The 15,946-nt window shown below is 42.8% G+C and carries 16 protein-coding genes and 1 tRNA gene; 7 read left to right on the forward strand and 10 right to left on the reverse strand.

The window, feature by feature from the left end; genetic code table 11:
- Nucleotides 1–38: 38 nt before the first annotated feature.
- Nucleotides 39–605: an RNA polymerase sigma-70 factor gene (locus PHEP_RS14345; RefSeq protein WP_015808703.1), complete on the reverse strand. Its 567-nt coding sequence runs from the start codon at nt 603–605 to the stop codon at nt 39–41.
- A gap of 325 nt (nt 606–930) precedes the next feature.
- Between PHEP_RS14345 and PHEP_RS14350 the strand changes: the two genes are divergently transcribed.
- Nucleotides 931–1,680 carry an ankyrin repeat domain-containing protein gene (locus PHEP_RS14350; protein ID WP_015808704.1) on the forward strand — a complete coding sequence of 250 codons (750 nt, stop codon included), beginning with the start codon at nt 931–933 and terminating at the stop codon, nt 1,678–1,680.
- A gap of 275 nt (nt 1,681–1,955) precedes the next feature.
- Here PHEP_RS14350 and PHEP_RS14355 read toward each other — a convergent pair whose 3' ends face one another.
- Nucleotides 1,956–2,408 (reverse strand): PA2169 family four-helix-bundle protein, encoded by a 453-nt coding sequence (locus PHEP_RS14355; RefSeq protein WP_238326483.1) that lies wholly within the window; start codon nt 2,406–2,408, stop codon nt 1,956–1,958.
- A gap of 64 nt (nt 2,409–2,472) precedes the next feature.
- Between PHEP_RS14355 and PHEP_RS22420 the strand changes: the two genes are divergently transcribed.
- Complete coding sequence (locus tag PHEP_RS22420) at nt 2,473–2,607, forward strand: hypothetical protein (protein ID WP_262495117.1); 135 nt, start codon at nt 2,473–2,475, stop codon at nt 2,605–2,607.
- Here the strand turns inward: PHEP_RS22420 and PHEP_RS14360 are convergent.
- The 4 genes from PHEP_RS14360 to PHEP_RS14375 all read right to left on the reverse strand — a co-directional run bounded on the left by PHEP_RS14360 (nt 2,602) and on the right by PHEP_RS14375 (nt 5,883).
- A complete protein-coding gene (locus PHEP_RS14360) occupies nt 2,602–2,901 on the reverse strand; it encodes a hypothetical protein (RefSeq protein WP_015808706.1) in 300 nt (99 codons plus the stop codon). The genes PHEP_RS22420 and PHEP_RS14360 overlap by 6 nt on opposite strands.
- Before the next feature lie 60 nt (nt 2,902–2,961).
- Nucleotides 2,962–3,399, reverse strand: coding sequence for an Hsp20/alpha crystallin family protein (locus tag PHEP_RS14365; RefSeq protein ID WP_015808707.1), 438 nt, complete (start codon nt 3,397–3,399; stop codon nt 2,962–2,964).
- Nucleotides 3,400–3,715: 316 nt separating this feature from the next.
- A tRNA-Ser gene (locus PHEP_RS14370) sits at nt 3,716–3,805 on the reverse strand.
- Nucleotides 3,806–3,873: 68 nt separating this feature from the next.
- Nucleotides 3,874–5,883: an HD family phosphohydrolase gene (locus tag PHEP_RS14375; RefSeq protein ID WP_086003148.1), complete on the reverse strand. Its 2,010-nt coding sequence runs from the start codon at nt 5,881–5,883 to the stop codon at nt 3,874–3,876.
- A gap of 450 nt (nt 5,884–6,333) precedes the next feature.
- Here PHEP_RS14375 and PHEP_RS14380 point away from each other — a divergent pair, with 450 nt between their 5' ends.
- The 5 genes from PHEP_RS14380 to PHEP_RS14400 all read left to right on the forward strand — a co-directional run bounded on the left by PHEP_RS14380 (nt 6,334) and on the right by PHEP_RS14400 (nt 12,656).
- On the forward strand, nt 6,334–7,521 hold the full coding sequence (locus PHEP_RS14380; protein ID WP_015808709.1) for an acetyl-CoA C-acyltransferase: 1,188 nt from the start codon (nt 6,334–6,336) through the stop codon (nt 7,519–7,521).
- Nucleotides 7,514–8,440 carry a hypothetical protein gene (locus tag PHEP_RS14385; RefSeq protein ID WP_015808710.1) on the forward strand — a complete coding sequence of 309 codons (927 nt, stop codon included), beginning with the start codon at nt 7,514–7,516 and terminating at the stop codon, nt 8,438–8,440. Before PHEP_RS14380 ends, PHEP_RS14385 begins: the two co-directional genes overlap by 8 nt.
- 128 nt (nt 8,441–8,568) lie before the next feature.
- Nucleotides 8,569–10,323 (forward strand): peptide MFS transporter, encoded by a 1,755-nt coding sequence (locus tag PHEP_RS14390; RefSeq protein ID WP_015808711.1) that lies wholly within the window; start codon nt 8,569–8,571, stop codon nt 10,321–10,323.
- Nucleotides 10,324–10,335: 12 nt separating this feature from the next.
- Entirely contained in the window at nt 10,336–11,829 is a 1,494-nt protein-coding gene (locus PHEP_RS14395) for a peptide MFS transporter (RefSeq protein ID WP_015808712.1), read from the forward strand.
- Between the two features lie 95 nt (nt 11,830–11,924).
- A complete protein-coding gene (locus PHEP_RS14400; protein WP_015808713.1) occupies nt 11,925–12,656 on the forward strand; it encodes a polyprenol monophosphomannose synthase in 732 nt (243 codons plus the stop codon).
- Between the two features lies 1 nt (nt 12,657).
- On the opposite strand, the gene PHEP_RS14405 is transcribed toward PHEP_RS14400, so the two are convergent.
- Genes PHEP_RS14405 through PHEP_RS14420 form a run of 4 tightly spaced genes read right to left on the reverse strand, consistent with a single transcriptional unit; the run spans nt 12,658 to nt 15,939 of the window.
- The gene (locus tag PHEP_RS14405) at nt 12,658–13,173 is read right to left on the reverse strand and encodes a YdeI/OmpD-associated family protein (RefSeq protein ID WP_015808714.1); all 516 of its coding nucleotides are present in this window, start codon (nt 13,171–13,173) and stop codon (nt 12,658–12,660) included.
- Between the two features lie 33 nt (nt 13,174–13,206).
- On the reverse strand, nt 13,207–14,076 hold the full coding sequence (locus tag PHEP_RS14410; RefSeq protein ID WP_015808715.1) for a TIGR02757 family protein: 870 nt from the start codon (nt 14,074–14,076) through the stop codon (nt 13,207–13,209).
- Between the two features lie 32 nt (nt 14,077–14,108).
- On the reverse strand, nt 14,109–15,248 hold the full coding sequence (locus PHEP_RS14415; protein WP_015808716.1) for a cystathionine gamma-synthase: 1,140 nt from the start codon (nt 15,246–15,248) through the stop codon (nt 14,109–14,111).
- A complete protein-coding gene (locus PHEP_RS14420) occupies nt 15,232–15,939 on the reverse strand; it encodes a hypothetical protein (RefSeq protein ID WP_015808717.1) in 708 nt (235 codons plus the stop codon). The genes PHEP_RS14415 and PHEP_RS14420 overlap by 17 nt, the downstream gene beginning before the upstream one ends.
- Nucleotides 15,940–15,946: the final 7 nt, after the last annotated feature.

A 15,946-nucleotide genomic window follows, 5' to 3' on the forward strand; every position in this document is an offset into this window, starting at 1 on the left:
CCTTAGCCCCCAAAGGAAAATAAAAAAAATATTTATGCTCAGATCAGCGGAAACCAGCAGCTCAGGTTACCCAAAGATCCTTTAAGTTTCTTAAGTGCAATGGTAATCTGGTTCTCTACTGTTTTTTCCGAAATACCCAGCTTTCTTGCAATCTCTTTATTACTGAGGTGTTCATTGCGGCTCATCTTGAAAATTTCCCCACATTTATCGGGAAGTGTGCCCACAAATTGGGTAATGAAGCTCTGCAATTCTTTTACCTGAATGTTTTCCTCTATCGTATAACTTTCCGGCAGGCTTTTAGCAATCTCTAAAAAATTCGCTTTCACCTTATCCTTCCTGATATAGCTGATCATTTTGTACTTCACCGCACTGAGCAGATAACTGTGTACAGTACTGATTAAGTTTACTGAATTCCGGTGTTCCCAAAACCAGATAAATATTTCCTGGCAAACATCCATGCAGATTTCCCTGTCCCGGCAAATATTAAATGCACTTTGATATAGTTTCTGCCAGTGACGCCGATAAAGCATTTCAAAGCCATGATGATCGTCCTTCCGAATCATTTCCATTAGTTCCTGATCTGAAAATACAAGGTGCTCCTGCATATTTGGTATGTTGCTCAGTGCAAGTTACAAAAATAGTCCCGACTTTCTTATGCAATTAATTTACCCATGCGGAGAATATACAAATGCGTCTAATAAAAATATTAAAATATTCGTCTTCAAACCAAATAAAAAAGCCGCCTTTTATAGGCGGCTTGTATTTTTCTTAGGCGTTTTAGCTGGTCAATTTTGCAGCATCGCGCAAAGCCAATATCAGGTTGATTACTGCGGCATCAATTGGTATTTTTAGATCATATTAGTTATTTATCCTGGCTAATTATGCCAAATTTATTAGTTTTAATAGTGCAAACCATTATATTTAATCTACATGACCAACTATCCACAAATCCTGATCGATATCGAAACCCACAACGTCAGCGGTATCCAACATTATTTCAAAAATGGAGGCAGTCCGAATGACGTGCTGAACAACCTGCCCCTATTCACCACCATGGTAGAAATGTATAGCCGCGGGCCAAAATTTCACTTTTGCATACAGGCATTTATAAACGCGGGGCTCCAATTTGAAGACGAAGCCTTGCTGGCGGTTCTGGCGGACGATGCAATCAAGCTTGAAAATATCCTAAAGCGAGACCATAGTTACATACGAAAAACATATACGCTGTTCCGTAACACCTATACCTCCCTGATAGGTGGCACGCTAATGCATTTTTGTGCAGAATACAATAGTATCGGTTGTGCTCAGGTATTGTTATCCTACGGAGCAGATGTGAATGCTAAAGCAGCGCTGGATGAGTTTGGTTTCGGGGGGCATACACCCATTTTTCATACGGTGAATCAAAATGGCAACAGTTCGGCCGACATGCTATATTTTCTATTGGAAAATGAAGCCGATCTGACCCTTACCCTAAAAGGACTGATCTGGGCCAAAGGCTATGAATGGGAAACCTTTGTTCCTGCCGTCAACCCTATAAGTTATGCTATGATGGGCTCATTGCCGCAATTTCAACGGAAAGAAGAAACCATCGCCGGCATAGTATCTTTACTGATAAAGCAGGCTTATGGTATCGAATATACACCACCAAATGTACCCAATTCCTATCTGTCGAAAGGCTAAACTAGCATGCTATAAACAGCCAAACCCAGCCGATAAATGGAGCAAAAACCAAAATTACCCCAACAGCCCACCTGCTACACGAGCGCCTGATTTGTTTCTACTTATCACCTTACTATCTGCTGCTCAATACCTCGGTCGTAGCTTGTTCGTAAAAAGTACCCTTTTTATGAGCCAGGTATGCGCAAGCTACGAGCAAAGTGCGCCCAAGGACGAAGGTAGAGCCAGATTTATTACAAGCCGCCTTTTATAGGCGGCTTGTATTTTTCTTAGGAGTTTTAGCTGGTCAGTTTTGCAGCATCACGCAAAGCCTTGATCGCATCATGCGCAGATTTGATCTCTTCAGCCTGCCGGCTTACAGTCGACAAAGCTTCGCCCCCCAATTCTCCTTTTTGCAAAGCCAGCTGATAAGCGGCCTTGATCGCATCTTCCCCACGTTCTGCTTCATTGAGAATGCTCAACCGGTCATCTCCGCCAAATAACGACTTCACATCTATCCAGGCCCGGTGCAAAGTACCGGCAATGGTGTTGCCCGTTTCTACCTCTTCACCAAGCCCCGCTACCAATGCAACCAGTTCCTGGCTGAATTTTCTGCTCTGGGTACTGTACTCCTGGAATATTGCTTTCAAATCAATATTTTCATCTTTAATGTCTAAAGCCGCTTTCTGGAAACCTTCAATGCGGTCATTATTAATTTCGATCAGCTCATTTAAAATTGTTGTCGTTTTCATAGTCATCTTTCTTGAGTTTATATAACATGCAATCAATCGAATTGTTTTTTCTAGCTGGCAGCTGTTGGTACCGGTAAGCTATACCAATGGTTATGATCAGGCCAACAGTACAGATGTGAAGTACAATATCAGGTTGACTACTGTTATTGAATTTGACGGGTATGATGCTACATGGATAATGGGCTCAAAACACTTATAACGATCTATTCTGCTCCAGATTCAGCTCTTTAAACACTTCTTTAGTAATAATCTTGGTATTATAAGCCAAATGCTCCCAATTACAATGGAGAATAGATATTGGATAAGGAATCCCATCCTGCCTTTTGGTTAAATCCATACTAATTACCGAATTCTCCATGATTTCCCGCTCACCCCGCATCAAACCAAAAATACGTTCGGCGAATTGCTGATCAACGCCCAAATAAAAGCTGGCATAAGTTTCCAAACCTTTAAGGGTTTTCATATTCAGCGAAATCTCAAAAGAAGTTCCCATAATAGAAGATAAAAAAAAGAGCCACCTGATGGCAGCTCTGTAAATTGATTTTACAAAAAATTATTTAATCTCTATCTGACGGCTTACTGCCTTTGCCTCTTCCCTTTTAGGGATATCAATAGCCAATATACCTTCGTTATAGCTTGCCTGTATGCCGTTTTCATCTGCACTTTCAGGTAAGGTAAATGAACGGACAAAAGAGCTATAACTATATTCCCGCTTGGCATAGTTTCTTTGCTCCTGCTTATCTTCTGTGCGCTTCTCTACAGAAATATTCAGCACATTCCGTTCAAGACTGATTTTGAAATCTTCTTTTTTAAGTCCCGGAGCAGCCAGTTCAACGTGATAGTGGTCCCCCGATTCACTGATGTTGGCCGCAGGTACCCTGGTTACCATACGGTCGGCAAAGAAAGTATCATTGAAAATAGAATCAAAAACATCATTAAAGCCCGGCATTAATGTGTTGTTTTTTTGTGGATTAAATTTAACCAGTGTCATAGGTTTTTCCTCCTTAATTTGATTTAATGATTAAAACTTATAATTAATTAAACAATTTGAACTCAAGGTTCGGTAAAAATATGACAACTGAAATGCCAAATGGATTTTTGCTTAAATTAACAGAAATAATTACAGCATTGCTGAAAAATATTCAGTTTCCGGCTGTCAAAAATTCAGAAATAGCGGGTTCATATCTGTAATCCATAACAAATGGAAAGGACATTTGCATCAGGAATTGCTGGTTTTGCCAGGCAGGTGTATCAAATAAAAAGGGTTGCTCTTTGTGGAGCAACCCTTTTTATTTAAGCTTTCCGCTTGGCGGAGAGGGCGGGATTCGAACCCGCGGTACCGTTGCCAGTACGACAGTTTAGCAAACTGTTCCTTTCGGCCACTCAGGCACCTCTCCAATTCCCGTTAGCATCCTTGCTGAGGGAGTGCAAATATAGCAACGTGATCGGTGTTTGCAAAAAAAAATTACAGAGTTTGCTGATAATCTATACGCACATGATAAATGCTCATCAGCATTGTCTTGAATATCAGCTTTATAGTTTCCAGATCTTTTAATGTAATATCGCAATTGTCCAACTGGTTTTGCTCCAGTTTATAATCTATGATCCTTTCAACAAGGTCATTTATACTTTGGGCATCCGGATTTTTCAGGCTCCTTGAAGCTGCTTCTACCGAATCGGCCAGCATCAGCACCCCTGTTTCTTTAGAAAACGGGATAGGCCCCGGGTACCTGAAAATGTTCTCATCTACAAATTTTTCAGGCGAGTTCTTTAAGAACGACTGATAAAAATAATCTACCCGCGTATTGCCATGGTGTGTCCGTATAAAATCAATCACACTCTCCGGCAGCTGGTGCCTGCGGGTAATTTCTATGCCCTTATGCACGTGTTTAATGATGATCTGGGCACTCTGCTCGTAAGGCAGCTTATCGTGCGGACTCAAAGCGGTATTCTGGTTTTCTATAAAATACTGCGGGTTCTCTATCTTACCGATATCATGGTACAGTGCCCCTGCCCTTACCAGCAATGAATTGCCCCCTATTTTAAAAATGGCTGCCTCGGCCAGGTTGGCCACCTGCAGGGAATGCTGAAAAGTACCTGGTGCTTTAAAAGCCAGCTCCCGCAGCAGCTTGTTATTGGTATTGGTCAGCTCAATCAGGGCCACATCCGAAGTAATGCCAAACATCTTTTCAAAGGCATAAATAAGCGGGTATGCCAGCAGCGAAAGCAGGACACTTACAATAAATGGCACAAAATTCATCCATTCTATCTGGGTCAGTGATCCTTCCCTTAGTAAAGCTATACCCAGGAAAGAAACAAAGTAAGCCGAAAGGATAAATAAAGCAGACAACAGCAATTGCTCGCGCTTAATTAAATTTCTGATACTGTAAATGGCGACCATGCCCGAGGTAACCTGATAAAAAACAAACTCAAAGCTGTTGGCCACAAAAAAACCTGAAATGAGCACCACCAGCAAATGCAGGTAAAGCGCAAGCCGGGTATCAAACAGGATACGGATAATGATGGGGACAATACAGAACGGTATATAATAAATACTCGGCAGATTGAGTTTAATGGCCCAGGTTAAGGCCAAAAGCATCGTGGTAATCACCAGCAGGATCAGTGACAGCTGCCGGTTATCGGCAAAAATATCCTTTCTGAACAGCTTAAGAAACACCATCAGCAGGCTCACGATAAAGCCCACCAGCAAGATCTGGCCCAGATAAACCAGTTTACTGTCGCCTATAGTTTTGGTCTGGGCCTCATAGGCCTCTTTAAAGGAAAGCAGTTTTTGATATACCTCATCGTCAATCACATTGTCCTTGGAAATGATCAGCTCGCCCTTTTGCACCATCCCCCTGGTGGTAGACAGGCTGCTTACCGTGTTGTTCTGCACCACAGCAGTCAGCTTTTCATCAAAAACAATATTGGGCTGTAAATGATCCTCCGCCAGGTTCTCTACCACTTCCTCAATTTTCAGGTTAACCGATTTAAAGTTATTTTTAAAATAGGCCAGCGCGCTCTGTACCGTAAAAACGTCCTGGGTGTTTACCGTCTTGCTGATGTTGTTGTTCAGCAAAGAAAAATCGTAATTGGGGTTATTGCTTTTCTGGTGTTTTATGTTGATGGCAATAATCCCTTTGTTATAAATATCCTGTAACAGCTTCAAAGCGCTTTGCCTGTAGCCTGGTCTTTCATTTTCAGGGAAGGCATTGGTCCTCCATTTCACATCAAATTCATTCAGATACGCCTCTTCTACCGCGTTAAAAAGTTCTCTGTTTAACTTATAAATTGGCAAAACATTGTCCAATGCATCCTGTTTATCAATGGTAACCTGTGGATTTGTTTTTAAAATGGCAAAACTAAAGGGCGATACCAGGTCTTTGTTCTTCCAGATCGTACCTTTCTCAAACTCATACCTGAAACGCGGTTGTTTAGGCAAAAAAACCGTTATGATGAGCACTGAAAGCACCATCATAATGTATTTTATGTTAGATGAATACTTGCGGTACAATACCTTATGGGAATTCTTTCTGATTTTAGCCAAAGCGATATAAATTGATTATTACTCAAAAATAACACAAATATTCGTCGTAATGTAATTGTTTTTAAATAGCCGGGTCATGATCATGCGTTTTGATAACGTAAAGCACCGGATTTGCTTTTCATATGCTCCATTTATTTTTAAAATTTTTTTTAAACATTTTTAGATCATTTAAATCTTATATAGGTCAAATCGACCTAGCAAGGTTCCAGTAAGGTCCTAATAAGGTTCTAATAAAATATAGCGCAGTTTTAACACATTTCATCAGGACCAGGCCCTGCGCTTGGCCCCCGGACATTGTAAAAGTTAAATTACCTGGTATTTAACCACCGATAGCCGGTAAATACTTAACTTTGTTCATAACTAACTTAAAAACATTAAATGAAAGAAGTAGTCATTGTTTCTGCTGTAAGAACCCCGATTGGAAGTTTTGGAGGCTCATTATCGGGCTTTTCTGCTACCCAGCTGGGTGCTTTTGCCATTAAAGCAGCTGTTGAAAGGGCAGGGATTAAGCCGGGAGACATCCAGGAGGTTTATATGGGCAATGTGTTATCTGCCGGACTGGGACAGGCGCCCGCCACGCAGGCAGCTAAATTTGCCGGTTTGCCGGATGTACCTTCAACAACAATCAATAAAGTATGTGCATCGGGTACCAAGGCCATTATGCTGGCCGCCCAAAGCATAGCCCTGGGCCAGAACGATATCGTTGTGGCGGGTGGTATGGAAAGCATGAGCAATGTGCCCTATTACCTGGACAAAGCCAGAAATGGTTACCGGCTGGGGCACGGACAAATTACAGACGGACTGGTAAAAGATGGGCTGTGGGACGTATATAACGATTATCACATGGGCGCTGCTGCTGAACTTTGTGCTGCTGAATGTGGCTTTAGCCGCGAAGAGCAAGATGCTTTTGCGATCGGTTCCTACAAAAAATCGCAGGCCGCACAAACAGAGGGCAGGTTTAACCAGGAAATTATTGCTGTAGAAGTGAAAGACCGCAAAGGCGATACTACAATGGTAGATAAGGACGAAGAGCCATTTGCCGTAAAATTTGATAAGATACCTGGCCTTAAACCTGTATTTAAAAAAGATGGTACTGTAACAGCGGCAAATGCGTCGACCTTAAATGATGGCGCTGCTGCACTGGTTTTAATGAGTGCCGATAAAGCTGCAGCACTGGGTTTAAAGCCCCTGGCTAAAATTTTAGCTTATGCCGATGCCCAGCAGGCACCGGAATGGTTTACCACCGCACCGGCAAAAGCCATCCCCCTGGCCTTAAAAAAAGCCGGAAAAAGCATCGCTGATGTTGATTATTTTGAAATCAATGAAGCTTTTTCTGTAGTTTCGTTAGCAAACAATAAAGAAATGGGTTTAAATGCAGAAAAAGTGAACATTAATGGTGGTGCGGTTTCAATGGGACATCCCCTTGGTGCGTCCGGTGCCAGGATTGTGGTTACCCTGCTTTCCGTTTTAGCGCAGCAACATGGCAAAATAGGCGTTGCCGGTATTTGTAATGGCGGCGGCGGTGCCAGTGCCCCTGGTAATAGAAAACATGAACTAAATGATTAAGGCTTTAAAACCTTTACTGTTATTTTTTATACTATGCTGTGCCGCAACCCCGGTTTGGGCGCAGCATAGCTTCGACCTCAGCAATGTTCCGGCATTAAAAAAATACCAGGACTCGCTCATCAGCATTTCCGAGGCGATGTACAATGCCGGGAACAACCAGGACCGCTTTGCGGCAAATGCAACATTTATTAAAACCCTGGTCAATGCATTAAAAACCCAGGCCTCCTTTAATTTCCCCTTCGACTCTTTAAAAAAGGTTACCGTTTTAAAATCGCCCGATAATGCCTTAAGGCTGATCTCCTGGTATGTACCCAATGATGATGGCACTTACCGCTTTTTTGGGACCATACAAATGGCTACCAAAGACGGTAAACTAAAAATGTTCCCTTTAATTGACGGCACAGATAAAATTAAGGATGTAAACCAGGTAACAGACAATAAGAACTGGTATGGTGCACGCTATTATCAGATTGTGCCTGTTAAGATAAACGGACAGCAACCTTATTATGTGCTGATAGGCTGGAAAGGGAATAACGCCAAAACTTCAAAAAAAGTGATCGAAATCCTTTCTTTTGACAGGGCCGGGCAACCTGTATTTGGCAAGACCGTATTTGATGGCGTAAAAGGGAGCAGTCAGAAAAACAGGGTGGTTTTTGAATACAACAAGTTAAATTCAATGACCCTTACGATGGACAGGTCGGTAAACATGATCGTATTTGACCACCTCGCCCCTTTTACCCCTGATCTGGAAGGAAACTTTGAATTCTATGCATCCGATTTGAGCTTTGATGCGTATAGAGTTGCAGGCGGCAGGTTAAAGCTGGTTGAAAATGTAGAGATGAAGAATGAGCCCAATGCAATGGACGATTTTTATGCTGATCCGAAAGATAAAAGTACCAAAGCCCCAAAAAAACTTTAAACAACAGTATGAGGCAATTCAATCCATGTTAAAAATTTGTCAGTTTGACCACATGTAACTATCTTGCGCGATTAAAAAACAAACATTCATATCATAAACTAACTAAACTTATTACATAAAAAACTAACATGAATACACAAAATTTGGACACACCAAATAACTTTTTCGAGAATAAGGTACTCGGACATCCGGCTGGATTGTTTGTCCTTTTCTTTACCGAGATGTGGGAACGGTTTTCTTATTATGGCATGCGGGCCTTGCTGGTGCTGTTCTTAATTTCAAACCTGGATAAAGGTGGCTGGCACTGGCCGGAAGAGAATGCACTGGCTTTATATGGCACTTATACCTCACTGGTGTACCTGACCACCATTATGGGTGGCTACCTGGCCGACAAATACCTGGGCTACCGCTGGGCTGTAGTTATTGGTGCCTGTCTGATGACCATGGGCCATGCCAGTATGGCGGTAGAAACACCGACGTTCTTGTACCTGGGCATCGGTTTCCTGATTTTTGGAAACGGCTTTTTCAAGCCCAACATGACCTCTATTGTTTCTTATATCTATAAAGACCATCCTGAAAAGAAAGATGGTGCCTATACCATTTTTTATATGGGTGTAAATGCAGGTGCATTTCTGGGCATTATGCTGTGTGGTTACATCGGCGAAACGGTGAGCTGGAGCTGGGGATTTGGTCTTGCGGGTATTTTCATGTTTTTTGGTATGCTGCAGTTCTATTTTACCCAGGGTATTTTTGGCGATGTGGGTAAAAGACCTACAGCTGAAGATAACCTTAAAAAGGCCAGCAACGATGATGGCGACAAAAGGGTACCTTTCACTAATCTTGACCTGACTTTAATTGTGGTTTCTTTGTTACTGGGCCTGGTATGGATCCTGAACGATCCTTATTCTAAGATCAGCGGCAACAATTTACTTGATTTTACGGCACTGGGCTTATCCGGACCAAGCTTTACCATTATCAGTGGTGTAATCATATTTTTAGTTTTACTGATCAGCAGGATCCTGCGTTACACTAAAGTAACCAGGGACCGTTTAATTGCCGTAACCATATTTGCTTTCTTTACGGTATTCTTCTGGGCCTCTTTTGAGCAGGCTGGTGGTTCTATGACCATCTTTGCCGATAAATATACACAGCGTGATTTTTCCGGCAGCGCAGCTGCCACCTTTAAGATCATCAATACCCTGCTAACAGTAGTACCGCTTGGCATCATCACGTTTGTACTGTGGAAACTGTTTACCCAGACTTTTAAAAAGTTTGCTGTTGGAAATATGATCCTGGGAACCAGTTTTGTGGTGATCTGGGCTGTAGTGATCTGGATGCTGAACAATGAGTTCCAGAAAGAGACCACTACTGTAGCCGCTTCCTGGTTTGGTATTTTAAACTCCTTTTTTATCATTTCTTTTGCACCCCTGGTCTCAAAGATCTGGGAAAGCAAATACAATCCGCCTGCAGCATTTAAATACGGACTGGGCATGACCCTGCTGGGTCTGGGCTTTGCCTCTCTGGCCTATGGTGCGTCGGCCATTACAGGTCCCGATGCCTCTATAAAAGTGAGCATGGTCTGGCTTATCTTTGCTTATCTTTTCCATACACTGGGCGAATTGTGCCTGTCACCTGTGGGCTTATCTTATGTCAGTAAACTGGTGCCTGCAAGGATGATCGGTGTGATGTTCGGCATCTGGTACCTGGCCATTGCCATTGGCAATAAAACGGCAGGTGCAATGGGTGGTATGATCAATGAAATTACCCATAAATATTCGCTTTCCACATTTTTCCTGATCTTTACCCTGGTGCCGGTTGGCCTGGGTATCCTGGTGATGTTGTTACATCCCCTGCTTAAACGGTTAATGCACGGTGTCAGATAATAAAAAAGGAATATGGCCGAACAATTGACATTAGAAGAAATCCAGGATTTTAAGGGCAAATACCCTAAACAACTCTGGGCGCTGTTCCTTGTAGAAATGTGGGAACGTTTCTGCTTTTACGGGATGCGGGGAATGCTGGTCATATTTATGATCGACAAGGTGCTTGGCCTGGCACTTACAGACAAGAGTGCCAACCTGCAATATGCGGCCATACAGGCCTTTGTGTATACCTTTACCTTTCTGGGTGGTATTTTTGCCGACAAAGTGCTTGGCTTCAGAAAATCACTGTTCTTTGGTGGAATGGTGATGGTGCTTGGCAACCTGATCATCGCCACATCGCCTAAAGAGCTTTTCTATATCGGCATTACGCTTTCCATTATCGGGACCGGCTTTTTTAAGCCCAATGTTTCTTCAATGGTAGGCGAATTGTATAAAGATGGTGATGGCCGCAGGGATGCCGGTTATGGTTTGTTCTATGCTGGCATAAATGTAGGCGGTTTACTGGGTGGTGCTTTATGTGTATACCTGGGTAAGTACGTTTCCTGGAATTATGCTTTCCTGGCAGCGGCCGTTGTCATGGCGCTGGGACTGGTTACCTTTATTTTTACCCAGAAAACCCTGGGCCCTATCGGTGATTCTCCTTTAAAGCATATGCCGCTAAATAAAAGAAGGATGCGTGAAATCGGTGTTTACCTTCTTTCGCTGATCTCTATACCACTGATCCTGATCATGGTGCAAAACACCAGGTACACGGATTATTTCATGTATACCATTGCACCTGTTGCGATTATTTATTTTTTGTACGAAACCTATACGGTTAAAGACCATAAGTTCAGGCTAAAACTCTTTGCAGCCTTTATATTTATCTTCTTTTACTTTCTGTTCAATGCCATTTTTGAGCAAAGTGGTGGTTCTTTATCGCTTTTTGCGGCCGAGAATTTAAACCATAGCCTCCTTTTCTTTAACATCGACCCCAATGTGGTCAACAACAGCTCCAATTCTTTTTTTGTGATCCTGTTTAGTCCTTTAATTGGTTTGTTATGGTTATGGCTGGCCAAAAAGAAGATAGAGCCCAACTCGATCATCAAATTTGGTATTGGCTTTCTGTTTCTGGGTGCTTCTTTCTATATTTTCTTTTATACCCGTTTCTTTGCCGATTCAAATGGCATAACTTCCTTAAACCTGTTTACTTTTGGTTACCTGGTAACCACACTGGGCGAGCTGTGTTTAGGGCCTATCGGCATGTCGCTGGTTACCCAGCTTTCACCCAAGCGCTTAACAGGGATGATGATGGGCATGTGGTTCCTGGCCAGTGCATTCGGACAGTTTGCTGCTGGTAAACTGGGTGCCGATATGTCGGTAAGTGACGAGCATGCCTCTTTGGTTACCAAACTGCAATCGTACACGGATGGATACTACCAGCTGGCCATTTATGCTGCTGTTGCCGGTGTATTTTTAATTGTATTCTCACCTTTGATCAAAAAACTGATGCAGGGCGTCAGTTAATCGGATCATATTTAACATATTTTAACCCGTAACCGGTCACTGGCTACGGGTTTTTTCATTTAGATTCCATAATTTCGTGGATTAATTTATTTTACGTGTCAGACAGCCTGGTTATTATTCCCACTTTCAACGAAAAAGAAAACATCGAGAAGATCATCAGAAAGGTTTTTTCATTGAATTACTTTTTTGAGATCTTAATTATCGACGATGGTTCTCCCGATGGTACGGCTGATATTGTAAAAAAACTACAGCTGGAATATCCTGCACTTCACCTGGAACAGCGTACCGGAAAGTTGGGGCTGGGCACAGCCTATATCCATGGTTTTAAATGGGCTTTGGCGCGGCCGCAATATGCCTATATTTTTGAAATGGACGCTGATTTTTCGCATAGCCCGGAAGACCTGGTCCGTTTAAGAAATGCTTGTGTAAATGGGGCTGATGTGGCCATAGGCTCCCGCTATATCAACGGTGTTAACGTAGTGAACTGGCCAATGAGCAGGGTACTGATGTCGTATTTTGCTTCTATGTATGTCCGGATGATCACCCGTATCAACATACAGGATGCCACTGCGGGCTTTAAATGCTATACGCGTAAAGTTCTGGCTACCATACCATTGGACAAAATCAGGTTTGTAGGCTATGCCTTTCAGATAGAGATGAAATTTACTGCTTTAAAATATGGTTTTAAAGTAGTAGAGGTTCCTATCATCTTTACTGACCGTACCGAGGGGGTCTCAAAAATGAGTACCAGGATATTCAGGGAAGCATTTTTGGGGGTGATCCAGATGAAGGTCTCGAGCTGGTTCAGAAAGTACGACCGCTCCTGACTTATTTTTCTTCGCGCGGTTTACCATCGCGCATCATGGTACCGAAGTCCCAGTCTTTATCCATTGCTGAAACGATCTTTACAATACGCTTGGTACGAGTAGCTTCGGTTTTGGCTGTATTTAACCAGTTGATGTACCAGTTTTGATGTGATTTGGGCTGCTTTAAAAAGTTTTTGAGCAGGTGCGGTTCATCAGCCAGGCAAAGCTCAAGGTCTTCCGGCATTTCAATTTTAAAGGTCTTATCTTCCTCCAGGCTCAGTTCAATTACGGCGCCCTTCTCTTTCCTCAGTTTTTTGCGCAATGCCGCATTTAGGGCCATGATAAAATTGCCTTCGCCCATCGGCACAAAGGACAGGCCTTCAATGTCCACGTTATCCAGCTTACCTTTTACCCGAAAACTTTTTCTGCAATCCGGTTTAAGTTGATTTGCTATAGCCTGTGGAATAAAAACATAGGTCCAGCCAGATTTCTCCCCCATTTCGTTAAAACGTTCTATTTCTGCTTTAAAGGTGATCATACAAGTTAAAGTTATAAAGAATATCTTTTTTTTTTAAAACTTCTCTTCAACCCCTAAGCCAAACAAAGCAAAATCATACTTAACCGGGTCTGAAGGATCAAACTCCAGCAGGCGTGCCGTCAGCTCCACTGCCGTTTTCCAATCTGTCTGTTTACGTTCAATAAGTCCAAGCTTCCGCGCCACCCTGTCTACATGCACATCACAGGGGCAGATCAGGTCGGCAGGTTTCAACCGGTTCCATATCCCAAAATCAACCCCCTTATGATCCTGACGCACCATCCATCTCAGAAACATATTCAGCCGCTTGCAGGTAGATTTCTGCAAAGGGGAAGACACATGCTTGATCGTTCTGCGCGGGTAATCTGCCAAAGAGAAAAAATAAGAACGGAAATAATTGAGTGATTTTTCTATTCGCGGCACAGCACTGCTCAATTCCGGCAGCAGGCAGGCTGCAGAAGCACTGCCGCTAACCAGGGGTACTGTTCCTGATGTCATATCTGCTGTATATTCCGTCCTGAACTCATCTGCAGGCGATAGAAAGGCGGTTTCCAGGCTATCCGATTGCTGATAGTGCTGGTTAAAGAAGGACACAAAATACAGCAGGTCGGTATCGTTAAAAGTCCGGTGCTTAAAGCCCAGAAGCCCTTTCAGATCAGCATTGCCATGATGGCGCATAAAGTCGTAAGGCGCATGGTCCATTCTTGCAAAGAGTTCATTGCATTTATTGATGATGGTTTTGCGCTGTCCCCAAGCCAAAATTGCCGCAAAAAATGCGGCAATTTCTATATCCTGTTTTTTAGTGAACTGGTGCGGAATGCAGATCGGATCGTTTTGAATAAAGTTAGGGCGGTTGTACTGCGCCACCTTCATGTCCAAAAAATCTTTAAGTTCTAAAAATTCCAATATTTCATGTATTTATTTTAACTGTCTGCCTTTTATTTAAGTGCCTGTTCCAGATCCTGAATAAGATCGTCAATATCTTCAATACCAACGCTCAAACGCAACAGGTTATCCGTTACACCAACCTTCTCACGCTCTTCCTTTGGAATAGAGCCATGTGTCATAGATACCGGATGGTTGATCAGCGACTCTACTCCGCCCAAAGATTCAGCAAGTGCAAAAACTTTAAAAGAACCTGCTACGCGGAAAGTTTCCTGCAGATCGGCATTTTTTAAAGTAAAGGATACCATGCCCCCAAAATCGCGCATTTGCTGTTTGGCAATAGCATGGTTCGGATGATCTTCAAAGCCCGGCCAGTAGATCCGATCAACTTTAGGGTGTTTTTTAAGGAAATGCGCTACTTTAGCCCCATTTTCGCAATGTGCTTTCATGCGCAGGTGCAGGGTTTTAATGCCCCTTAAAACCAAAAATGCGTCTTGCGGACCAGGAGTGGCTCCGCAGGCATTGTAAATAAACCAAAGGTCTTTATACAATTGTTCGTCATTTACCATTAAAGCACCCATTACCACGTCAGAGTGGCCGCCCAGGTATTTGGTAACTGAGTGCATCACAATATCAGCACCCAGGTCTATCGGGTTTTGCAGGTAAGGGGAAGCAAAAGTATTGTCAACCGCCAGCAACAGGTTATGCGCTTTGGCCAGTTTGGAAATACCGGCGATATCTACAATCTGCATAGTCGGGTTGGTAGGTGTCTCTATCCATACCAGCTTTGTTTTATCGTTTACAAAAGGCAAAATATTTTCCGGTCTGGAAAGATCAAGAAAATGGAATTTAATCCCATATTTTGCATAGATCTTGGTAAAGATGCGGTAAGAGCCCCCGTAAAGATCGTTGCCTGTGATCACCTCATCACCAGGCTGCAGCAATTTCATCACTGCATCGGTAGCACCCATTCCGCTCGAGAAAGCCAGGCCATGTTTGGCATTTTCCAGGGCCGCCAGGCAATCTTCCAAAGCTTTACGCGTAGGGTTGGTACCTCTGGAATATTCAAAACCCTTATGATCGCCGGGCGATTTCTGCCAGTACGTAGAGGTTTGGTATATGGGGGTCATTACGGCCCCTGTGGTTGGATCAGGCTCCTGACCCGCGTGGATAGCTTTAGTCGCGAACTTCATATGTCTTATTTTGCTCTGTTTCTGCCTTAAACTGATAACCCAGGTGTTTACCAGTAGGATAACCACTGGCTACCAGCATAGATTGTTTTTGATTTAATGTGACGTCTTTTACCTGTGCAAAAGGCGGGATAACCAGGTCGGAGTCCAGACAGAACAGGATCGATCTTTCGATAATGTCTGTCAGCTTTTCTTCAGTTACTGTATTGTTGGCAAAATCCTGGTACAGGAAATCGAGTGCCCCCTCCCCTTCCACTATAAAGTGTTTTTCTTTATTGATCAGGATCCTTGCAATCAGCGAACCTTCATCTGCCAAACGGTTGTACTTAATAGAATCTGCCAGAAAATTATGGATGTAAATAATGCCACAATAGCTTAAAGAATCATCATCCTTAATGTATTTGGTCTGATATATGGAGTGTGAAGGATCGAAGGTGAAGATATTGGTATGCATAGATACCATCAGCATATCGCCGGAAAACTTTAGCTGCCCTTCAAATTTACTGTTCTCATTGAAATGAACCTCAACAGAAGGGTCTTTGGAGGTATAATCATGCTGTAATTTAATGGCAATCGTTGCCAGCTGTTTTTTCAACAGGGCAAATACCTCGGCCGTACTTCTGTAGATGGCCTGTTTTAAAGAAGCTTTATTTTCAAACTCGGTTAATATTTTCTGATAGTTTTCTGTCTCCATAATCAAA

Origin of the sequence: Pedobacter heparinus DSM 2366 (assembly GCF_000023825.1) — a bacterium.
GTDB classification, from domain to species: Bacteria; Bacteroidota; Bacteroidia; order Sphingobacteriales; family Sphingobacteriaceae; genus Pedobacter; species Pedobacter heparinus.